Origin of the sequence: Streptococcus sp. 20925_1_22, assembly GCF_041431685.1 — a bacterium.
Lineage (GTDB): Bacteria > Bacillota > Bacilli > Lactobacillales > Streptococcaceae > Streptococcus.
The window spans coordinates 368484-389911 of record NZ_JAPVYE010000002.1; the positions used below are offsets into that span (position 1 = coordinate 368484).

Consider the following 21428-nt stretch of genomic DNA (forward strand, 5'->3'; position numbering starts at 1 on the left):
AGTAATCATGAAAAATATGGCAAGTCTTATGAAGATTGAGTTGATTTTAATGAAGCGGCAGGCTGCTTATTATCTCTTGTCTATTGGTCTGCCCAGCGTCTTTTACCTGATTTTCTCAGGAATGATGTCTGGAAGTGATACGCCTGAACATGTGCTTCGAGGCTACCTTTTCTCTATGACTCTTTTTAGTATCATGTCTAGTGCCTTCTTTAGCATTCCAAGCACTTTGCAGTCTGATAAAAATAATAACTGGCAAAAAATGATTCAGCACTCGCCGATTTCTATGGTAAAATATTATATATCAAAGCTTTGCAGTACGCTGTTGACTTTTATGCTTTCCATAATCGTAGTCTTCTCGATTGGGCATTTTGTTCGCGGGGTTAATCTGCCAATGGTAGACTGGCTTCTTATTGCCGTGATCCTTCTAGTAGGAAGTGTGGTCTTTATTGCCATGGGGGTATTGGTCAGTCTTTTGCCAAGTGCTCAGCTCATGTCTGTTGTGGGCAATATCGTCTATATGGCACTGGCTGTTCTGGGCGGTCTATGGTTCCCTCTGACCATGTTCCCAAAATGGCTCCAGCCAATCGGTAAGTTGACGCCAAGTTATCAACTGATGCAAGTCGTGTCCTCTTATCTAGAACACCATCAGTTCAATGGCAAGGCAGCTTTGATTGTTCTGATTTATACGGTTTTGGTCAGCATTCTTGTGCTGCAGCTCAAAAAGCGAATTGAGGTAAAATAAAAGCATGTGGGAAAAGCTTAAACAAGTCCACTATATGTTTCATATTGCGCTGGTCTTTATCATCTTTCCAGTGGCGGGAGTAATCAGCGGGGAATACCCGCTTTTACTCTTGCTTGGGACAGCTATTTTTGTTGCGGCTTACTATGCGGTTTTGCTAAGTAACCATCGCCTTATTCAATTTTTTTCTTGGTGGTTCTTGGTTGTTTACATATACTATGGTTCTGTCTGGCTAAATACAGGTTTTACCTGGTATATTTTTTATCTATCTAATCTGCTGATTTATGAGCTGGATGATGTCTCGTTTAAATCCTGGCGTTTTTGGACCTTTATTGATTTGCAGCCTGCTATTGTGCTGACTAATTATTTGATGGGTCATGTTGGTCCAGCAGAACTACTCTTCTTTATTGTCACTTTTCTCTTTTCGGATGGTTTGACCTTTGGTCTCCATCGGATTCAGACGACCGAGCGAATCAAGGAAGAAAAGACCAAACAAAATGCCCAGCTGAATCTCTTTCTAGCAGAAAATGAGCGCAATCGGATTGGCCGTGACTTACATGATAGTCTAGGACATACCTTTGCTATGCTCAGTGTTAAGGCGGAGCTAGCTCAGCAGTTTTTGCAGATGGAAGCCTATGAAAAGGCAGCAAAAGAACTGCAGGAAGTGCAAGAGATCAGCAAGAAGTCCATGGCTGATGTTCGGCGGATTATTAACGATCTAAAGAATCGGACGCTGGACGAGGAACTAGTGACCATTCGAGCCATGCTGGAGATGAGCGGCGTTCAGGTAAAAATAGATAACCAGCTCAATATTGCCAGTATCCCACCGAGTCAGCAGTCAACAATCAGTATGATTTTGCTGGAGGCTGCTACCAATATTATTAAGCATGCCAAGGCTAAAAAGAGCAATTTTTCTTTGGTAAAGAAAAACGAAAAACTTGTTTTAGACATTCAGGATGATGGTTGTGGTTTTCAGAAGCTGACCGGACGGGAGTTGCATAGTATTCGAGAGCGGCTGTCTGCCTTATCAGGAAAGCTTGAGATTCTTAGCAGCCAAGATCCAACATGGATTCGAATTGAATTGCCATACGGAGGGAAGGAAGCATGAAACTTTTGTTAGCAGAAGATCAAAGTATGCTGAGAGATGCTCTAGCTCAGCTCTTGCAGCTGCAGCCAGATGTCGAAGAAGTCTATCAGGCCGCGGATGGGCAGAAGGCCATTGACTGTCTCAAGTCAGAAACTCTTGATGTAGCTATTTTGGACGTGGAAATGCCCCACCAGACCGGCCTAGATGTTCTCGAATGGGTTAAGGCCAATCGACCCAACATCAAGGTCATCATCGTCACAACCTTCAAGCGACCGGGCTACTTTGAGCGAGCTGTTAAGGCGGATGTAGATGCTTATGTGCTCAAAGAGCGCAGCATTGCGGATTTGATGAAAACCATCCATACCGTTCTAGATGGGCAAAAGGAATATTCGCCGGAATTGATGGAGGTGCTAATGACCAGTAGGAACCCTCTCTCTCAGCAGGAGAGGCTAGTCCTGCAAGCTGCGGCGACTGGCCTGTCCAATAAAGAAATTGCTGAAAAACTCTACCTGTCAAATGGAACGGTTCGTAACTATATGTCTGCTATTTTGACCAAGCTAGATGCTGAAAATCGAACAGAAGCAGTCCGAATCGGGCAAGAGAAAGGCTGGTTATAGCTGGGAGATTCAGCTTTGGAGAAAAGGTGGGATAAGATAGTTTTTAGCTAAAGAAAATATTTGTGTGAGGTATATTCCAACGGAGTGTCGGGACTATAAATATAGTTCTGACTTTTTATCTTTTATTAGAAAAAACATTCGGATTTAGAGAAAAAATGTAGAAAAACATTCTGCATGGCTTGCAATTTTTTTCAAAAATGTTATCATAGTAGAAAGCTTTTTGAATTTTTAGAAAATTGTAAATAAATGAAAGGGGAAGAATGGAGAAAATCAAATTAGAAACTTCTAAGACAGGCTCAGAGCTTGTGTTAGAAACCTTGAAAAATCTTGGTGTTGATACGATTTTTGGCTATCCCGGCGGCGCTGTACTGCCGCTTTATGATGCTATTTATAGTTTTGAAGGCATCCGTCATATTCTAGGCCGCCATGAGCAAGGCTGTGTTCACGAAGCAGAAGGCTATGCGAAGTCTACTGGGGAAATCGGAGTTGCAGTTGTGACTAGCGGTCCGGGAGCGACCAATGCCATTACCGGTATTGCCGATGCCATGAGTGATAGCGTCCCCCTTTTAGTCTTTACTGGTCAGGTAGCCAAGGCTGGGATCGGTAAAGATGCTTTTCAGGAAGCGGATATTGTTGGGATTACGACTCCTATTACCAAGTACAATTATCAGGTGCGGGAGACGGCAGAAATTCCGCGTATTATTACAGAAGCTATTCACATTGCGACGACAGGTCGTCCTGGGCCAGTCGTTATTGATTTGCCTAAGGATGTCTCGGCTCTGGAAACAGACTTTATCTACGACAGCAAGTTGCATCTGCCGAGTTACCAGCCGACTATTGAGCCTAATGAATTGCAGATTAAGAAGATTATCAAACAAATCTCTAAGGCTAAAAAGCCGGTCCTTCTTTCGGGAGGTGGTATTAGCTATGCCGAGGCAGCAGCGGAATTGGTTGCGTTTGCGGAGCGTTATCAGATTCCAGTGGTCACTAGCTTGTTAGGTCAGGGAACTATTGCGACAGACCATCCTTTGTTCTTAGGTATGGGTGGAATGCACGGTTCTTTTGCGGCCAATATTGCTATGACTGAGGCTGACTTTATGATTAGTATCGGCTGCCGCTTTGATGACCGTCTGACCGGTAATCCGAAAACCTTTGCCAAGAACGCTAAAGTAGCACATATTGATATTGACCCAGCGGAAATTGGAAAAATTATCAGCGTAGATATTCCTATCGTAGGGGATGCTAAGAAAGCCCTGCAGATGCTGTTGAATGAAGAGCAGGTGCATAATAATACCAGCAAGTGGATTGAAAAAGTAACGCAAGATAAGGAACGGGTTCGCTCATATGATAAGAAAGAACGTGTTGTACAGCCTCAAGCTGTCATTGAGCGCGTTGGTGAGCTGACCAAGGGTGATGCCATCGTTGTAACAGACGTTGGTCAGCACCAGATGTGGGCCGCCCAATATTATCCGTATAAAAACGAGCGTCAACTGGTAACGTCTGGTGGTCTAGGAACCATGGGCTTCGGTGTTCCAGCAGCGATTGGGGCTAAGATTGCCAACCCGGATAAGGAAGTGGTGCTCTTTGTTGGAGATGGTGGCTATCAGATGACAAACCAAGAGATGGCTATTCTCAATATCTATAAGATTCCGATTAAGGTCATCATGCTTAACAATCATTCGTTAGGCATGGTGCGCCAGTGGCAGGAAGCTTTCTATGATGGTCGTACCTCTGAGTCTGTCTTTGAAACATTGCCAGATTTCCAGCTCATGGCTCAGGCCTATGGTGTTAAATCCTATAAATTTGACAATCCGGAGACTATTGTCCAGGATTTGGAAGTGCTGAAGGAAGATGTACCGATGTTTATCGAGGTAGATATTTCTCGCAAGGAGCACGTTCTTCCAATGGTGCCGGCCGGCAAGAGCAATCATGAGATGTTGGGGGTGAAGTTCCATGCGTAGAATGTTGACAGCTAAACTCCAAAACCGTTCGGGGGTTCTGAACCGCTTCACGGGTGTCCTTTCCAGACGTCAGGTTAATATTGAGAGTATCTCAGTCGGAACGACGGAAAATCCGGAAGTATCCCGTATCACCATTATCATTGATGTGGCTTCATTGGCAGAAGTCGAGCAGATTATCAAGCAGCTCAATCGTCAGATTGATGTGATTCGAGTTCGAGATATCACGGACCGTCCTCACTTAGAGCGTGAAGTGATTCTGGTTAAGGTCTCAGCTCCAGCTGATAAGCGAGCAGAGATTCTGTCTATTATCCAGCCATTCCGGGCGACAGTTGTGGATGTAGCACCTAGCTCCATTACCGTTCAGATGACCGGTGATGCGGAGAAGAGCGAAGCCTTGCTTCGGGTCATCCGCCCATATGGTATCAAAAATATTGCTCGGACTGGAGCGACAGGCTTTACCCGAGATTAAACCAAACCTTGAATTTGTTAAAACCGCCTAACAGGCAATAAAAATAGAAAAGAGAGTAAAACTTATGGCAGTAACAATGGAATACGAAAAAGATGTAAAAGTAGCAGCACTTGACGGTAAGAAAATTGCCGTAATCGGCTATGGTTCACAAGGTCATGCTCATGCGCAAAACTTGCGTGATACTGGCCACGATGTGATTATCGGTGTTCGTCCTGGTAAGTCATTTGACAAGGCTAAAGAAGATGGCTTTGATACTTATACAGTAGCAGAAGCAGCTAAATTGGCTGATGTTATCATGATTTTGGCTCCAGATGAAATCCAACAAGATCTCTATGAAGCAGAAATCGCTCCAAACTTGGAAGCTGGAAACGCAGTTGGATTTGCTCATGGTTTTAACATCCATTTTGAATTTATCAAAGTTCCTGCTGATGTAGATGTCTTCATGTGTGCACCGAAAGGTCCTGGTCACTTGGTTCGCCGTACTTTCGAAGAAGGTTTTGGTGTACCAGCTCTGTATGCAGTTTATCAAGACGCTACTGGAAATGCCAAAGACATCGCAATGGACTGGTGTAAAGGTGTTGGTGCGGCTCGTGTTGGACTTCTTGAAACAACTTATAAAGAAGAAACAGAAGAAGATCTCTTTGGTGAACAAGCTGTGCTTTGTGGTGGTCTGACTGCCCTGATTGAAGCAGGATTTGAAGTCTTGACTGAAGCAGGCTATGCGCCAGAATTGGCTTACTTTGAAGTGCTTCACGAAATGAAACTGATTGTGGACTTGATCTATGAAGGTGGCTTCAAGAAGATGCGTCAATCTATCTCAAATACAGCCGAATATGGTGACTATGTATCTGGTCCGCGCGTGATTACTGAGCAAGTCAAAGAAAACATGAAGGCGGTCTTGGCTGATATCCAAAACGGTAAATTTGCGAACGACTTCGTTGATGACTATAAAGCTGGTCGTCCAAAACTGACTGCTTACCGCGAGCAAGCTGCTAATCTGGAGATTGAAAAGGTCGGTGCAGAATTGCGTAAAGCAATGCCATTCGTTGGTAAAAACGACGACGATGCTTTCAAGATTTACAATTAAGATAAAAAGCATATAAGACATTAGGGGTTGGAATGCGAATTCCCAGCCCCTTGTTTTGCTTGATAGAGAATAAACTGGAAAGACAGGGAAGGAAAAAATATGCTCAGAGCAAAAGATATCACGCATGCTCATAAAGTGTTAAAAGATGTGGTTGTCAATACACCTCTTGACTACGACCATTATTTGTCAGAGAAGTACCAGGCTAAGATTTACCTAAAGAAAGAAAATATGCAGCGGGTGCGCTCTTTTAAACTTCGTGGGGCTTATTATGCCATTTCTCAACTTAACGAAGAAGAACGTCAGCGTGGAGTTGTCTGTGCTTCTGCGGGAAATCACGCCCAAGGAGTGGCCTATACTTGTAAGGAAATGAAAATTCCAGCAACTATTTTTATGCCCATCACGACTCCTCAGCAGAAGATTGGCCAAGTCCGCTTCTTTGGTGGTGAATTTGTGGATATCAAGCTGGTTGGAGATACCTTTGATGCTTCGGCCAAGGCTGCGCTTGACTATACTAAGGCTGAAAACCGCACCTTTATCGATCCTTTTGATAATGAAGATGTCCAAGCTGGTCAAGGAACAGTGGCTTATGAAATCTTAGACGAGGCCAAGAGAGAAGCTATCGATTTTCATGCAGTTTTAGTACCAGTTGGTGGCGGCGGACTGATATCAGGAGTCTCAACCTATATCAAAGAAAGTCAGCCAGCTATCGAAGTTGTTGGTGTGGAAGCCAACGGTGCCCGCAGTATGAAAGCAGCTTTTGAAGCTGGAGGTCCGGTCAAGCTTAAAGAAATCGACAAATTTGCTGACGGCATCGCAGTACAGAAGGTTGGTGAGTCAACCTATGAGGTTACACAAAAGAATGTTCAAAACCTTATCGGTGTAGATGAAGGGCTTATTTCAGAGACCATCATTGACCTATACTCCAAGCAAGGGATTGTCGCAGAGCCAGCTGGTGCGGCAAGTGTTGCTGCTTTGGAAGTTCTGAGCGAGTATATCAAGGGGAAGACTATCTGTTGCATTATCTCAGGTGGTAATAATGACATCAACCGTATGCCAGAGATGGAAGAACGGGCGCTTATTTATGATGGTATCAAGCATTATTTCGTGGTTAACTTCCCGCAGCGTCCGGGTGCCCTGAGAGAATTTGTGAATGATATTTTAGGACCCAATGACGATATCACTCGTTTTGAATATATCAAGCGGGCAAGCAAGGGAACGGGACCAGTTTTGATTGGTATTTCTCTGGCAGATAAGCATGATTATGCTTCTTTGATTAACCGTATTGAGCAGTTTGATCCGTCCTTTATCAATCTGAACGGGAATGAAACACTCTACAATATGCTTGTCTGATTGTAAAGATATTTTAGCCTAATTTGTATGCTTTCGTTTGAAACTGCAAATTAAATATGTTAGAATATACTATAGTGAATCAAGGAGGCTTGAACATGTTTTTTATTCCATTTTTCTTTATCATATTGATCATAATCTTAATATTCTTGCTGCTTAGTGCAGTCTATGTGGTTCGTCAGCAATCTGTGGCAATCATTGAGCGTTTTGGACGCTATCACAAAACCAGCAGCAGTGGTATCAATTTTCGTCTTCCTTTAGGGATTGACAAGATAGCAGCTCGCGTTCAGCTGCGTTTGCTGCAGAGCGAGATTGTCGTTGAGACCAAGACACAGGATAATGTTTTCGTAACTATGAATGTTGCGACCCAGTATCGTGTAAATGAGAACAACGTAATTGATGCTTATTACAAACTTATGCGGCCAGAAGCACAGATTAAGTCCTATATTGAAGATGCCCTTCGTTCCTCCGTTCCAAAACTGACCTTGGATGAGCTCTTTGAAAAGAAGGACGAAATTGCCCTAGAGGTCCAAAAACAGGTAGCTGAAGAAATGTCGACCTATGGCTATATCATTGTCAAAACCTTGATTACCAAGGTTGAGCCTGATGCTGAAGTTAAACAGTCTATGAACGAAATCAATGCGGCGCAGCGTAAGCGTGTGGCTGCTCAGGAATTGGCTGAAGCGGATAAGATTAAGATTGTGACAGCTGCCTCTGCAGAAGCTGAGAAAGACCGCCTGCATGGGGTTGGTATTGCCGAGCAGCGGAAGGCCATTGTGGATGGTTTGGCAGATTCGATCAAGGAATTGAAGGGCGCCAACATTGAGTTGACAGAAGAGCAGATTATGTCTATTCTTTTGACCAATCAGTACCTGGATACGCTGAATAATTTTGCAGATAGTTCGGGTAATAATACCATCTTCCTTCCAGCAAATCCAGAAGGTGTCGAAAGTATTCGGACTCAGATACTTTCAGCCCTCAAAGCTAAGTAAAGAAAATTCAGAATTATTTAATTTGTTCGAATTTGGTTTGTTTAAGTTGACAAACTGTATAAAAACAATTATAGTAGTTGATGTAGCTAGAATAGAGAGGAGTAAGAAATGGCTAAATCTAATTTCGAGAAAGTAGAATCTGTTGTTAGTTGGGTACGTGATAAGAAGATCACTGGTTACCGTATTAGTAAAGAAACAAATGCACGTGAAATGTCTATCATTGCTCTTGCTCAAGGACGTGCAAAAGTGAAAAATATCTCTTTTGAAACAGCTCTTGGCTTGATTGATTTCTACGACAAAAACCATGAAAAATTTGAAGACTAAACTTCAAAATTGTGCAACTGATATTGCTCATTAAATCAAAAAAGGAATCTGGACTTAGTTCCAGATTCCTTTTTTTGTTTTTGAAAATAGAAGTAATTTAGCTGAGGAAGCGTTGCAGGAATTCTTTAGTTCTTTCTTCTTTGGGATTGGTGAAGATATCCTGCGGGCTGCCAGCTTCAGCAATGACGCCCTTGTCCATAAAGATAACATGGCTGGAAACATCACGGGCAAATTCCATTTCGTGGGTCACGACAATCATTGTCAGCCCTTCCTGAGCTAGTTCTTTCATGATTTTCAGAACTTCACCGACCATTTCAGGGTCGAGGGCTGAAGTCGGCTCGTCAAAGAGGATGGCATCAGGATTCATGGAGAGGGCGCGGGCAATAGCGACCCGCTGCTTCTGACCTCCTGAGAGTTGCTTAGGCTTGGCCTGCCAGTATTGCTCGCCCATGCCAACTTTGTTGAGGTTTTCTTTGGCAATTTTCTCGGCTTCTGACCGTTCTTTTTTCAGAACTGTTGTCTGAGCGACGATAGTGTTTTCAAGGACATTAAGATTCTCGAAGAGATTGAAAGACTGAAAGACCATGCCCAGCTTTTCACGGTAATGGGTCAAGTCGTAATTCTCGTCCAGAACATTCTTGCCGCGATAGAAAATCTGTCCGCCAGTTGGCGTTTCCAGAAGGTTAATGGAGCGCAGGAAGGTTGACTTTCCGCTGCCGGAGCTGCCGATGATGGAAATCACTTCTCCTTTATGAACGGTGAGGGAGATGTCCTTGAGGACTTGGTTTTCACCGTAGGACTTCTTGAGGTTTTTAATTTCTAAAATGGTTTCTGTCATGATTTTACTTCTCCTGTCTGCATTTGATTGGCACCTGTCGTGTAGTTGTCTGTGTCGAAGCGTTTTTCAACATAGCGCAGGATGCGTGTCACGCTGAATGTCAGGACAAAGTAGATTACAGCGATGATGGTAAAGGTTTGGAAGTATTGGTAGGTCTGGGTAGCGATAGTATTTCCAGAGAAATAAAGCTCGACTACCGAGATAACGTTCAGCACAGATGTATCCTTGATATTGATGACAAATTCGTTACCGGTTGCGGGCAGAATATTGCGGACGACCTGAGGCAGAACAATCTTGCGCATGGTCTGACCATGAGTCATACCCAGTGCTGTTGCGGCTTCAAATTGCCCTTTATCAACAGCAAATATACCACCGCGGACAATCTCACTCATATAAGCTCCAGTATTGATGGAGACGATGAAAATGGCCGCGATAGTTCGGTCGATAGAGATTCCGAAAGCCTGGGCTGTTCCGTAGTAGATAACCATGGACTGAACAATCATTGGAGTTCCACGGAAAATCTCAATATAGATATTTAAGAACCAGCCGAAGATTTTTTGCAGTGATGCCAGGAGTTTATTCTTAGAAGCTGGTGCCGTCCGATAAACTCCAATCAGCAGTCCGATGATGAGGCCTGCAATGGTTCCTGTTATCGAAATAAGCAAGGTCAACCCAGCTCCGCGTAGGAATTGAGGCCAGTTTTCAGCCAGAATCTTAGCAACTTGACTGAAGAATGATTCATTCGTTGTTTCACTATCCGTATCAACAGGCTGTTTCTGAATCATCTCATCCATCAGCTTGACTTGGTCATTGGTAGTAATCTTAGCGATTGCTGCATTGGCTTGCTCGATACGATTGTCATCCTTGCGCATCCCGATAGCAATGGAAGCGTCTTCTTCGCCGACTTCAAAACCTTTCTCAAATTGAATCATTTTGAAGTTGGAGTTGGCAGCTTCTGCAGTTAAGGCTTCTGGCCGCTCAGAGATATAGCCATCAATAACCCTGGATTCCAAGGCTTGACGCATCTGGGCAAAATCGCCCATAGCTGTTTCTTTTTTTGCGCCAGGCAGCTGGTCAATGAGATTGTAGAGGTAAACTCCTTGCTGGGAAGTAATTTTAGCGTCTTTGAAGTCTTCTAGAGTCTTAGCGGATGCATATTTTCCATCTTTACGAACTAGGAGAACTGGCTCGCTGGTGTAGTAACTGTTGGAAAAGGCGATTTCCTTTTTCCGCTCGGCAGTTGGACTCATACCAGCAATAATCATATCAATCTTGCCAGAGGTCAGAGCAGGAATCAAGCCATTCCAAGAAGTCTTGACAACCAGAGGTTCCTTGCCCATCTCTTGTGCAATTTTTTTGGCAATCTGCACATCGTATCCGTTGGCATATTGGTTGGTGCCTTCGATTTTTACAGCACCGTTGGAATCATCATCCTGAGTCCAGTTGAAGGGAGCGTAGGCTGCCTCCATACCGATTCTCAGGTAGTCATCGGCCTGAATAACATGGACCGTTCCTAAGGTGACCAGGAGGGCTGTAAATAAAGTGAGTAATAATTTCTTCATGGGATTCTCCTGCTTATCTAATAATAGTTCTTCCTATTCTACCGAAAATAGTTCCTCTTTTCAATCTCGGTAAGCCCTTACTTGATAAAAATGATATAATAGAGCAAAGTATCTGTAAAGAGAGGTTGAATATGAAGCGATATTTTTATCTTCTGTTGGTTTTATTTTCCTGCCTTTGTTTTGGTCGGGTTGTCTCGGCTGTTGACTATGATATTGAATCCTATCAAGGCGATCTGGCCTTGCGTGAGGACAATACAGCTACCTACACAGAGAAAGTGACCTACAAGTTTAATGACGACTACAATGGTCAAATTGTCTCGCTGGGCTCGGCTGGAAAGATGCCCAATGGCTTTGCTATTGATGGAAATCCGACGGTCTCGATTCTGACCAATGGTGAGACTGATGTGGACTTTAGACCAGAAATCAAAGATTTGGGCGATGGTTATGAGGTCAAAATCTATAATTCAGGCTACGATGGTGACCGAGTCATAGTCACTGTGACTTGGCAGTTGAGAAATCTCCTTTTTCTTCACAGGGATATTGCTGAGCTCAACTGGACTCCTATCAGCGACTGGGATCAGGGGATAGGAGAAGTCGTTTTGACAGTTTCTGGCTTGAGCAATCCAGATAAGAGCGAGCTTTTTGCTCATAGTGGCTACTTTGGAACCCAGCCTTTCGTGGATAAGGATGGCACCGACTATCTGGTCAAACTCAATGGAATTGGCTCGGGTGATAATGTCGAGCTCCACGGCTATTGGGATCGACAAGCGGTCTCTCTTGTGTCCCAGAATGAAGACGAGAGCGACTACTTGCCAACCTTTAAAGCTCAAGAAGAAAAAATTGCCCGCAAGACGGTCTTTTACCGGCAACTAGGAGAAATTTATATGCCCTTGCTGCTCTTATGTGCCATCCTTGCAGCGGCTATTCTTTATTTTGTCTTTGCCCAGAAGATCAAGCCTAAGCAGTCTTATCCCAAGAATGCCCGTCTATACGAAGCTCCTCAGGACTTGGCTCCCCTTGTCTTGGCGGAAAATATTTACGCAGTAGACATGGAGGATGTCGATCCGACTAGGGGCGGTAAGGCAGTGCTGAACTTTGAAAACATGGTTCAGGCGACTTTGTTAGACCTGCTGGATAGGGGTAATCTCCTCCTGCAGGGAGATGCTGAAAATCCTGTTCTGCAAATAGCAACCTATGATGGGCTAGCGGACTTTGAGAGACGTTTTTTGGGCATGGCTTTTAATAAGCAATCCCAGGCTAGGGTGAAAGATCTCTTTTCAGCCTATCAAATTTCAGAAGATATTTATAAGCACAAGTCTTCTGCAGATGAGTCCTATATCCGTAACATTGGTAGTAATATCAAGTCCTTATTTACTAACAGTTTGCGCTCCTTATCTAAAGAAGTGCGATCGGAAGGCAAGCGTTTGGATCTCTTTAGTCACTACCGGCCTCTTAAAGTTCAGGAAAAGAGATTACTGATTACTGCCATTATTCTAGCTAGTGCTGTTTTACTATTTTCTCTTGGATTTTTATTTGTCTACTTGGGCGCTTTTGGAGGCTTTATCTGGGTATATATTCCCTTAGCACTGATGGGGCTTGTTTTGATTCTCATTTTTGCTAGTAAGGCACAGCTTTATTGGCGAGATGGCGTCCTGAATGATGAAGGCGCGCATGATTACTATCTGTGGAGAAGTTTTTCCAATATGCTGCGAGATATTGCCCATCTGGACAAGACAGAAATCGAAGGCATTATCCTTTGGAACCGTCTCTTGGTCTATGCGACCCTCTTTGGCTATGCAGATCGTGTCAGCCGTGTCATGGCTCTGCGCCAGATTCACTTGCAAAATCCATCTATGGACAGCTATGTTCAGGCTAACCTGCACTATGCCTTCTATAGCAGTATGCACAGTTTCTCAAACTACGGCCATGTAGCCACCACAGCCAGCAATTTCTCTGTCTCATCTGGCGGAAGTTCAGGTGGTGGGTTCTCCGGCGGCGGAGGCGGCGGAGGCGGTGGAGCTTTCTAATAGACAAGCTCTCTGCTAGCAAGAAAAGTTATCGTACTGGCTTTTCCTAGCCTTGAAATTGTGATATAATAAGACCTAATACTCTTTGGGAATTTAACTGTGACTTTCCTTGAGTAGACCCTTGTTTCAGGAGTATTCTATGTTTATCATTGAAATTTTTATCTCTATTATTTACGGTATCATCGAAGGAATCACAGAATGGCTACCGATTTCCAGTACAGGGCACTTGATTTTGATTCAAGACTTTATCCAGTATAAAAATCAAAGTCCAGCCTTTATGGAAATGTTTAATGTCGTTATCCAGCTGGGAGCAATTTTGGCGGTCGTCGTCATCTATTTTGACAAGCTCAACCCTTTTAAACCAGGCAAGTCAGCACGTCAGGTTCAAAAGACCTGGCAGCTTTGGGCCAAGGTGGTCGTGGCAGCCTTGCCGGCTGCTGTTATCGGCTTATTCTTGGATGATTGGTTTGAAGCACATTTCTACAATCTGGTCTCTGTGTCAGTGATGTTGATTGTTTATGGGGCTGCCTTTATCTATCTGGAAAGACGCGAACAAGAGGAGCCTGTCGTGACAGATTTAGCCTCTCTTCCTTACAAGACTGCCTTGCAAATTGGTCTCTTTCAGATTCTAGCTCTCTTTCCTGGGACTAGCCGTTCTGGTGCCACCATTGTCGGCGGTCTCTTGAATGGTGTCAGTCGTTCTGTCGTGACAGAGTTCACTTTCTATCTGGGGATTCCCATTATGTTTGGCGCTAGTGGCTGGAAAATTCTTAAGTTTATCAAGAATGGGAACAGTCTGGGATTTGGGCAAATTTTCTTGCTCTTAGTTGCCATGGGGGTGGCCTTTGGTGTCAGTCTAGTCGTGATTCGTTTCCTGACAGACTACGTCAAAAAGCATGACTTTACAATTTTTGGGAAATATCGGATTGGTCTAGGCGGCGTGCTTCTGGTTTATGCAGCCATCAAAGTTTTGATGGGATAAAAAGGCAATTTTAATGTTTCCCTGACTATCTCATGCAGTGAAATAAGAAGCTCTCGGAATTTTCTGAGAGTTTTTTCTTGTAAGGAATCTTTTCTTTCCAACAACTTCCATTTTCAGAGCAATACTAGCTATTTTTTGAAATACAGGGGATTTTTTAGTATAATGGTAGGACTAGAAGTGTATGAGGTAGAGATATGGAAATGAAACAGATTAGTGATTCGACCATAAAAATCACGATTCAGCTGGAAGATTTGGAAGAGCGTGGCATGGAAATGGCCGATTTCTTGGTTCCCCAAGAAAAGACGGAAGAGTTTTTCTATACCATCTTAGATGAGTTGGAAATGCCGGATAATTTTTTGGACAGCGGTATGCTGAGTTTCCGTGTGACGCCTAAGCCAGATAAGGTGGATGTTTTTGTTACCAAGTCTAAGTTGGATAAGAATCTGAGTTTTGAGGATTTGGCAGATCTGCCAGACATGGATGAGCTATCTCATATGTCTCCAGATGAATTCCTCAAGACACTGGAAAAGAGCATTTTTGAAAAGAGTAAGGAAGACATAGAAGCAGTTCAATCTTTGGAAACAGCCGAAGCGGAGGAAGGGGAGCAGCTTTCTCAGGAGGCGGCCGATGAGCAGTCAGCAGAAAATGCAGAGCGCTATATATACTATATCCTGCGTTTTGAAGATATCAAGGCTGCTGCGACCTTTGCCCAGACGGTGGACTATAAGATTGACTTATCAGAGCTTTATAAGTATGATTCAGCTTATTATTTGACGATTTTGGTAGACGTTGAAGGCTGCCCAGAGCGCTATCCAGCTTGGCTCTTGGCTAAAATGCGTGAGTTTGCAGATGATTCGGATATTACTCGGGCAGTGCTACAGGAGCACGGGCACCTGCTCTTGGTGACAGATGCTGTCTCCGGTCTGCAAAAGGTTGAATGCCTATGATTACTTTTCCTTTAAAGTTTATCTTGGTATTGCTGGGAACTTTTTTTATCGGGGTGATTCTGACACCCTTGGTTCGACTCCTAGCCTTTAAGATTGGTGCGGTAGATTATCCCAATGCTCGCCGCATCAATAAAAAGCCCATGCCTAGCAGTGGCGGGTTGGCGATTGTAGCGGCCTTTTCTATCTCTACTCTGCTCTTGATGCCGCAGATTGTTGCTGTAGATTTTTTTGGACAGACCTATTTTGATTATGTTTGGCCGGTTGTACTAGGTGGTTTGATTATTGCTTTTACAGGGCTGATTGATGATATCAAAGAGCTGTCGCCTATGCTGAAAATGGGTGGGATTGTTCTAGCAGCCAGTCTAATCTGGTGGCTGACAGACTTCCGATTGGATGATTTTAAGCTTCCTTTTGGCGGACCTTTCCTGCATTTTGAGCCTTGGCTGTCCTATATTTTGACAGTGGTGTGGATTATTTCTATCACCAATGCAGTTAATTTGATTGACGGTCTGGATGGTCTGGTAAGTGGGGTGTCCATCATCTCCTTGGTGACGATGGGGATTGTTTCTTACTTCTTTTTGCCCCAGCATAATCTCTTTTTGACCTTGACTATTTTCGTCTTGGTCTTGTCAATTGCAGGCTTTTTCCCTTACAATTACCACCCAGCTATCATTTATCTTGGTGATACAGGAGCCCTCTTCATCGGCTTTATGATTGCTGTTCTGTCCCTACAAGGGCTAAAAAATGCGACGGCTGTTGCGGTCGTGACTCCTATGATTATCTTAGGGGTGCCGATTACGGATACTTTTCTGGCGATTATCCGCCGTACTCTATCTGGTCAGAAATTCTACACACCTGACAAGCACCATCTCCATCACAGACTCTTGTCCTTGGGATTGACTCACCGAGGAACAGTGTTGGTTATCTATGGGATTTCACTGGTCTTTGCCATGATTTCTCTCTTGTTGAATGTTTCCAGTCGAATTGGGGGCGTGCTCTTGATGATTGGCTTACTTCTGGGAGTTGAGCTCTTTGCTGAGTTGGTCGGAGTTTTGGGACCTAATCGTACTCCTTTGCTCAATATTCTCCGCTTTATTGGGAATTCCTCCTACCGAGAGGAAGTTCGGCGGAAATGGCGTCAAAAGAGGGATAAATAAGAATAGCTCTAAACAAAATAAAAGCCTTTTGGGCTTTTTTTTGGTATACTAAAGTATGTAAATCAGCTAAGCAAAGAAAGGAAAAAGAAATGTCTGTCTTAGAAATCAAAGATCTTCATGTTGAAATCGAAGGGAAAAAAATTCTCAAAGGAGTGAATCTCACTCTGAAAACGGGAGAGGTTGCAGCCATCATGGGCCCAAATGGAACAGGGAAGTCAACCTTGTCTGCAGCTATCATGGGTAATCCTAACTACGAAGTGACTCAAGGAGAGGTGCTTTTTGATGGGGTCAATATTTTGGAGCTGGAAGTGGATGAGCGTGCTCGCATGGGACTCTTCCTGGCTATGCAATACCCTAGTGAAATTCCTGGCATTACTAATGCAGAGTTTCTCCGTGCTGCCATGAATGCTGGCAAAGAAGACGAGGAAAAAATCTCCGTCCGCGACTTTATCATGAAGCTGGATGAAAAGATGGAACTGCTCAACATGAAAGAAGAAATGGCTGAGCGTTATCTTAATGAAGGTTTCTCCGGTGGTGAAAAGAAGCGCAACGAAATCCTGCAGTTGCTCATGCTAGAGCCGACTTTTGCGCTCCTGGATGAGATTGATTCAGGTCTGGATATCGATGCTCTTAAGGTTGTGTCCAAAGGGGTTAATGCTATGCGCGGTGAAGGCTTTGGTGCTATGATTATCACCCACTACCAACGCCTGCTCAACTATATCACTCCAGATGTGGTTCATGTCATGATGGATGGTAAAGTCGTTCTTTCTGGCGGTCCAGAATTGGCAGTCCGCTTGGAGAAAGAAGGCTATGCTAAATTGGCTGAAGAGTTGGGCTTCACCTATACCGAAGAAGCCTAGTCAAACATTCTTTTGACTTTGATAAAAGATAGGAGAATGACATGACTAAAGAATTGATTCAAGAATTTTCACAGCTACATGCAGAGCCAGATTGGCTCTTTCAACTGCGCCAGCAGGCCTTTGATAAAATTGACCAGTTAGAATTGCCACGTATTGAGCGGGTTAAATTTCACCGCTGGAATCTGGGAGACGGCCGTATTTCAGAGAGCGAGCCGCTGACAAGTGTTCCAGACTTTACCGCACTTGATGACAATCTCAAACTTGTTCAGGTGGGAACTCATACTGTTCTGGAGCAATTGCCGGCTGATTTGGCAGCACAAGGTGTGATCTTCACAGATTTCCACACAGCTTTGGAAGAGATTCCAGAGCTGGTAGAGAAGCATTTTATGTCTGCGGTCAAGTACGACGAGGACAAATTGGCAGCTTACCACACTGCCTATTTCAACAGCGGTGCCGTTCTTTATGTGCCGGACAATGTTGAGATTGACCAGCCAATTGAAGGAATTTTTTATCAGGACAGCGAAAGCGATGTTCCTTTTAACAAGCATATTTTGATTATCGCAGGCAAGCATTCCAAGGTTAACTACTTGGAACGCTTGGAGACTTATGGTGAGGGCTCTGTTCCAGTAACAGCCAATATCACTGTCGAAGTTATTGCTCAGGCTGGAGCTCAGATTAAGTTTTCAGCTATTGATCGCTTGGGCGAAAATGTCACAGCTTATATCAGTCGTCGTGGCAAGCTGGATAATGATGCCATGATTGACTGGGCCATCGGCGTTATGAACGAAGGCAATGTTGTGGCTGACTTTGATAGCGACCTCTATGGCAAGGGTAGCCATGCGGATATGAAGGTGGTGGCTCTCTCAAGCGGTAAGCAGGTTCAGGGGATTGATACCCGCGTAACTAACTATGGCTGCAACTCTATCGGAAATATCCTGCAGCACGGGGTTATTCTGGAAAAAGGGACCTTGACCTTCAATGGTATCGGCCATATTATCAAAGGGGCTAAGGGAGCAGATGCCCAGCAGGAAAGTCGGGTTCTCATGCTGTCTGACCAGGCTCGCTCAGATGCTAACCCAATCCTCTTGATTGATGAAAACGATGTGACGGCTGGTCACGCGGCTTCTATCGGCCAGGTGGATCCAGAGGATATGTATTACCTCATGAGTCGGGGTCTTGATAAGGCAACAGCAGAGCGCTTGGTCGTGCGCGGCTTCTTAGGCTCAGTGATTGTAGAAATCCCTGTTAAGGAAGTCCGTGATGAAATGATTGAAAATATCGATATTATTCTCGCAAAAAGATAAAAAGCTGGGCCTTGTCCCGTATTAGTTAGATAGGAGTCTTCATGTCTGGATTTAATGCAGAAGCAATCAAGCAAGATTTTCCCATTTTGGACCAAATTGTCAATGATGAGCCTTTGGTTTATTTGGACAATGCGGCGACGACCCAGAAACCTAAGCAGGTGCTGGAAGCTATCGAGGGCTACTATCTTAGAGACAATGCCAATGTCCACCGCGGTGTGCATACGCTAGCCGAGCGGGCGACGGCAGCCTATGAAGCAGCCCGAGAAAGAGTTCGTTCTTTTATCAATGCAGCTTCAAGCAGAGAAGTCCTCTTTACGCGAGGAACCACGACGGGACTTAACTGGGTGGCTCAGTTTGCGACTGAAAGGTTGCAGCCTGGTGATGAAGTGCTGATTTCTATCATGGAGCACCATTCCAATATCATTCCTTGGCAGGAAGCTTGTAGGAAGACTGGAGCCAAGTTGGTCTATGTCTATCTCAAAGACGGTGCTCTGGATATGGAAGATTTCCGTGCCAAGCTCAATGAGCGAACCAAGTTTGTCTCTCTGGCTCATGCTTCTAACGTCCTTGGAGTTATCAATCCCATCAAGGAGATTGCCCAACTGGTTCATCAGCGAGGAGCACTTTTGGTGGTGGATGGAGCTCAATCCATTCCGCACATGAAGATTGATGTGCAGGATTTGGATGTGGACTTCTTTGCCTTTTCGGGACATAAGATGGCTGGTCCGACCGGTATCGGGGTTCTCTATGGCAAGGAAGAATTGCTAGAGCAGATGTCACCAGTCGAGTTCGGTGGCGAAATGATTGATTTCGTCTATGAGCAGGAAGCGACCTGGAAGGAATTGCCTTGGAAGTTTGAGGCTGGAACGCCAAATATGGCAGGAGCAATCGGTCTTGCAGCAGCCATTGAATATTTGGAAGACTTGGGTATGGATGCTATTGCCCAGCATGAGCAGGACCTGATTGCCTACGTATTTCCTAAGCTGCAGGCAGTGGAAGGTTTGACCATTTATGGCTCTCAGGATTTGGCCCAGCGATCAGGTGTGATTGCCTTTAACCTGGATGGTCTCCATCCGCATGATGTCGCGACGGCTCTAGACTACGAAGGAGTAGCTGTTCGGGCGGGTCACCATTGTGCCCAGCCTTTGCTCACCTATCTACAGGTGCCAGCGACTGTGCGTGCCAGCTTCTATATCTACAATACTTATGCGGATTGCGACAAGCTGGTAGATGCTATAGAAAAGACAAAGGAGTTTTTCAATGGCGCTTTCTAAGTTAGACAGTCTTTACAAGGCGGTTGTGACGGACCACTCGGATCACCCCCATCATCATGGTAAGCTAGAAGATGTAGAGCAAGTAGTTCTCAATAACCCGACCTGTGGTGATGTTATCAGCTTGTCTGTGAAGTTTAATGCTGAAAACCACATTGAGGATATTGCCTTTGTGAATTCCGGCTGTACCATTTCAACGGCTTCGGCCAGCATGATGACGGATGCGGTTCTGGGCAAGACAAAAGAGCAGGCACTGGAGTTAGCGGAAGTTTTCTCACAGATGGTTCAGGGCAAGGAAGACAGTCGCCAGAAAGAATTGGGAGATGGAGCCTTTTTAGCAGGCGTTGCCAAATTCCCGCAGCGAATTAAGTGTGCGACCTTGGGTTGGAATGCCCTCAAGCGAGCAATTGAAGAAGATAAAAAGTAAGAATGTGAAAGGAAATTATGTCAGAAGAAAGAGTAGAACCAAAACCGATTGATCTCGGTGAGTACAAGTTTGGTTTTCATGACGATGTTGAGCCTGTTCTCTCGACAGGGAAAGGGCTGAATGAAGCGGTCATTCGTGAGCTTTCTGCAGCCAAGGATGAACCAGAATGGATGCTGGATTTCCGCCTCAAATCCTACGAGGCTTTCAAGAAGATGCCGATGCAGACTTGGGGGCCGGATTTGTCGGAAATTAATTTTGATGACTTGATTTATTATCAAAAGGCCTCTGATAAGCCTGCTAGAAGCTGGGATGAAGTGCCTGAGAAGATCAAGGAAACCTTTGAGAAGATTGGGATCCCAGAAGCAGAGCGAGCATACCTCGCTGGAGCGGCTGCTCAGTATGAGTCCGAAGTGGTCTACCACAATATGAAGGAAGAGTTCCAAAAGCTAGGAATTGTCTTTACGGATACCGACTCAGCTCTTAAGGAATACCCAGAGCTCTTCAAGCAGTATTTTGCTAAATTGGTCCCTCCAACAGATAACAAACTAGCAGCTCTCAACTCCGCCGTCTGGTCAGGTGGTACCTTCATCTATGTGCCAAAAGGTGTCAAGGTAGATGTTCCCTTGCAGACTTATTTTCGGATTAACAATGAAAATTCGGGTCAGTTTGAGCGGACTTTGATTATTGTTGATGAGGGCGCTAGCGTCCATTATGTTGAGGGATGTACAGCTCCGACTTATTCCAGCAATAGCTTGCATGCTGCGATTGTTGAAATTTTTGCCCTTGATGGTGCCTATATGCGCTACACCACTATTCAAAACTGGTCCGACAATGTCTATAATCTCGTGACCAAGCGGGCGCGGGCCATGAAAGATGCGACAGTTGAGTGGATTGACGGGAACCTTGGTGCGAAAACAACTATGAAGTATCCGTCTGTCTATCTGGATGGGCCTGGAGCGCGAGGAACCATGTTGTCTATTGCCTTTGCCAATACCAATCAGCACCAAGATACAGGGGCTAAGATGATTCACAATGCTCCGCATACCAGTTCATCTATCGTGTCTAAGTCCATTGCTAAAGGCGGAGGTAAAGTGGACTACCGCGGTCAAGTGACCTTTGGAAAGAATTCACAGAAATCCGTCAGCCATATTGAGTGTGATACGATTATCATGGATGATATTTCAGCGTCAGATACCATTCCTTTTAATGAAATTCATAATTCTCAGGTTGCTCTGGAGCATGAGGCCAAGGTTTCTAAGATTTCAGAAGAGCAGCTCTACTATCTCATGAGCCGGGGCTTGTCCGAATCCGAAGCAACCGAAATGATTGTCATGGGCTTTGTCGAGCCTTTCACCAAAGAACTGCCTATGGAGTATGCTGTTGAGCTTAACCGTCTCATCAGCTATGAAATGGAAGGATCAGTTGGGTAA

The 21428-nt window shown here is 44.5% G+C and carries 20 protein-coding genes; 18 read left to right on the forward strand and 2 right to left on the reverse strand.

Features of this window, described 5'->3' with window-relative positions:
* Nucleotides 1–7 precede the first annotated feature (7 nt).
* The 9 genes from O3621_RS04320 to O3621_RS04360 all read left to right on the forward strand — a co-directional run bounded on the left by O3621_RS04320 (nucleotide 8) and on the right by O3621_RS04360 (nucleotide 8623).
* On the forward strand, nucleotides 8–742 hold the full coding sequence (locus tag O3621_RS04320; protein ID WP_004184210.1) for an ABC transporter permease: 735 nt from the start codon (nucleotides 8–10) through the stop codon (nucleotides 740–742).
* 4 nt (nucleotides 743–746) lie between these two features.
* Complete coding sequence (locus O3621_RS04325) at nucleotides 747–1847, forward strand: sensor histidine kinase (protein ID WP_111675343.1); 1101 nt, start codon at nucleotides 747–749, stop codon at nucleotides 1845–1847.
* Nucleotides 1844–2443: a response regulator transcription factor gene (locus O3621_RS04330; protein ID WP_048774104.1), complete on the forward strand. Its 600-nt coding sequence runs from the start codon at nucleotides 1844–1846 to the stop codon at nucleotides 2441–2443. The genes O3621_RS04325 and O3621_RS04330 overlap by 4 nt, the downstream gene beginning before the upstream one ends.
* 260 nt (nucleotides 2444–2703) lie before the next feature.
* Nucleotides 2704–4404 carry an acetolactate synthase large subunit gene (locus tag O3621_RS04335; protein ID WP_048774106.1) on the forward strand — a complete coding sequence of 567 codons (1701 nt, stop codon included), beginning with the start codon at nucleotides 2704–2706 and terminating at the stop codon, nucleotides 4402–4404.
* Entirely contained in the window at nucleotides 4397–4873 is a 477-nt protein-coding gene (gene ilvN / locus O3621_RS04340; RefSeq protein WP_002898887.1) for an acetolactate synthase small subunit, read from the forward strand. Before O3621_RS04335 ends, ilvN begins: the two co-directional genes overlap by 8 nt.
* 64 nt (nucleotides 4874–4937) lie before the next feature.
* On the forward strand, nucleotides 4938–5960 hold the full coding sequence (ilvC, locus tag O3621_RS04345) for a ketol-acid reductoisomerase (RefSeq protein ID WP_002902418.1): 1023 nt from the start codon (nucleotides 4938–4940) through the stop codon (nucleotides 5958–5960).
* Nucleotides 5961–6059: 99 nt separating this feature from the next.
* Entirely contained in the window at nucleotides 6060–7310 is a 1251-nt protein-coding gene (gene ilvA, locus O3621_RS04350) for a threonine ammonia-lyase IlvA (protein ID WP_048774108.1), read from the forward strand.
* Between the two features lie 56 nt (nucleotides 7311–7366).
* Nucleotides 7367–8299, forward strand: a complete 933-nt coding sequence (locus O3621_RS04355) for an SPFH domain-containing protein (RefSeq protein ID WP_075202729.1) — start codon at nucleotides 7367–7369, stop codon at nucleotides 8297–8299.
* A gap of 108 nt (nucleotides 8300–8407) precedes the next feature.
* Complete coding sequence (locus O3621_RS04360) at nucleotides 8408–8623, forward strand: hypothetical protein (protein WP_002893653.1); 216 nt, start codon at nucleotides 8408–8410, stop codon at nucleotides 8621–8623.
* A gap of 97 nt (nucleotides 8624–8720) precedes the next feature.
* Here O3621_RS04360 and O3621_RS04365 read toward each other — a convergent pair whose 3' ends face one another.
* Together O3621_RS04365 and O3621_RS04370 are read right to left on the reverse strand one after the other, a co-directional pair.
* On the reverse strand, nucleotides 8721–9461 hold the full coding sequence (locus tag O3621_RS04365) for an amino acid ABC transporter ATP-binding protein (RefSeq protein ID WP_023917192.1): 741 nt from the start codon (nucleotides 9459–9461) through the stop codon (nucleotides 8721–8723).
* Entirely contained in the window at nucleotides 9458–11023 is a 1566-nt protein-coding gene (locus O3621_RS04370; RefSeq protein ID WP_314448486.1) for an ABC transporter substrate-binding protein/permease, read from the reverse strand. Before O3621_RS04370 ends, O3621_RS04365 begins: the two co-directional genes overlap by 4 nt.
* Nucleotides 11024–11154: 131 nt before the next feature.
* Between O3621_RS04370 and O3621_RS04375 the strand changes: the two genes are divergently transcribed.
* The 9 genes from O3621_RS04375 to sufB all read left to right on the forward strand — a co-directional run bounded on the left by O3621_RS04375 (nucleotide 11155) and on the right by sufB (nucleotide 21428).
* Complete coding sequence (locus O3621_RS04375; RefSeq protein ID WP_314448484.1) at nucleotides 11155–13050, forward strand: DUF2207 domain-containing protein; 1896 nt, start codon at nucleotides 11155–11157, stop codon at nucleotides 13048–13050.
* Nucleotides 13051–13189: 139 nt separating this feature from the next.
* A complete protein-coding gene (locus O3621_RS04380) occupies nucleotides 13190–14032 on the forward strand; it encodes an undecaprenyl-diphosphate phosphatase (RefSeq protein ID WP_314448481.1) in 843 nt (280 codons plus the stop codon).
* Between the two features lie 194 nt (nucleotides 14033–14226).
* Nucleotides 14227–14979, forward strand: coding sequence for an adaptor protein MecA (mecA, locus tag O3621_RS04385; protein ID WP_371513754.1), 753 nt, complete (start codon nucleotides 14227–14229; stop codon nucleotides 14977–14979).
* Nucleotides 14970–16136, forward strand: coding sequence for an MraY family glycosyltransferase (locus O3621_RS04390; protein ID WP_314448478.1), 1167 nt, complete (start codon nucleotides 14970–14972; stop codon nucleotides 16134–16136). Before mecA ends, O3621_RS04390 begins: the two co-directional genes overlap by 10 nt.
* An 89-nt stretch (nucleotides 16137–16225) precedes the next feature.
* The gene (gene sufC, locus O3621_RS04395) at nucleotides 16226–16996 is read left to right on the forward strand and encodes a Fe-S cluster assembly ATPase SufC (protein WP_002893635.1); all 771 of its coding nucleotides are present in this window, start codon (nucleotides 16226–16228) and stop codon (nucleotides 16994–16996) included.
* Nucleotides 16997–17037: 41 nt separating this feature from the next.
* Nucleotides 17038–18300 carry a Fe-S cluster assembly protein SufD gene (gene sufD / locus O3621_RS04400; RefSeq protein WP_004185458.1) on the forward strand — a complete coding sequence of 421 codons (1263 nt, stop codon included), beginning with the start codon at nucleotides 17038–17040 and terminating at the stop codon, nucleotides 18298–18300.
* Nucleotides 18301–18341: 41 nt separating this feature from the next.
* Nucleotides 18342–19574: a cysteine desulfurase gene (locus tag O3621_RS04405; protein ID WP_314450240.1), complete on the forward strand. Its 1233-nt coding sequence runs from the start codon at nucleotides 18342–18344 to the stop codon at nucleotides 19572–19574.
* Complete coding sequence (gene sufU / locus O3621_RS04410) at nucleotides 19561–19998, forward strand: Fe-S cluster assembly sulfur transfer protein SufU (RefSeq protein WP_314450238.1); 438 nt, start codon at nucleotides 19561–19563, stop codon at nucleotides 19996–19998. Before O3621_RS04405 ends, sufU begins: the two co-directional genes overlap by 14 nt.
* A 17-nt stretch (nucleotides 19999–20015) precedes the next feature.
* Nucleotides 20016–21428 carry a Fe-S cluster assembly protein SufB gene (gene sufB / locus O3621_RS04415; protein WP_002893631.1) on the forward strand — a complete coding sequence of 471 codons (1413 nt, stop codon included), beginning with the start codon at nucleotides 20016–20018 and terminating at the stop codon, nucleotides 21426–21428.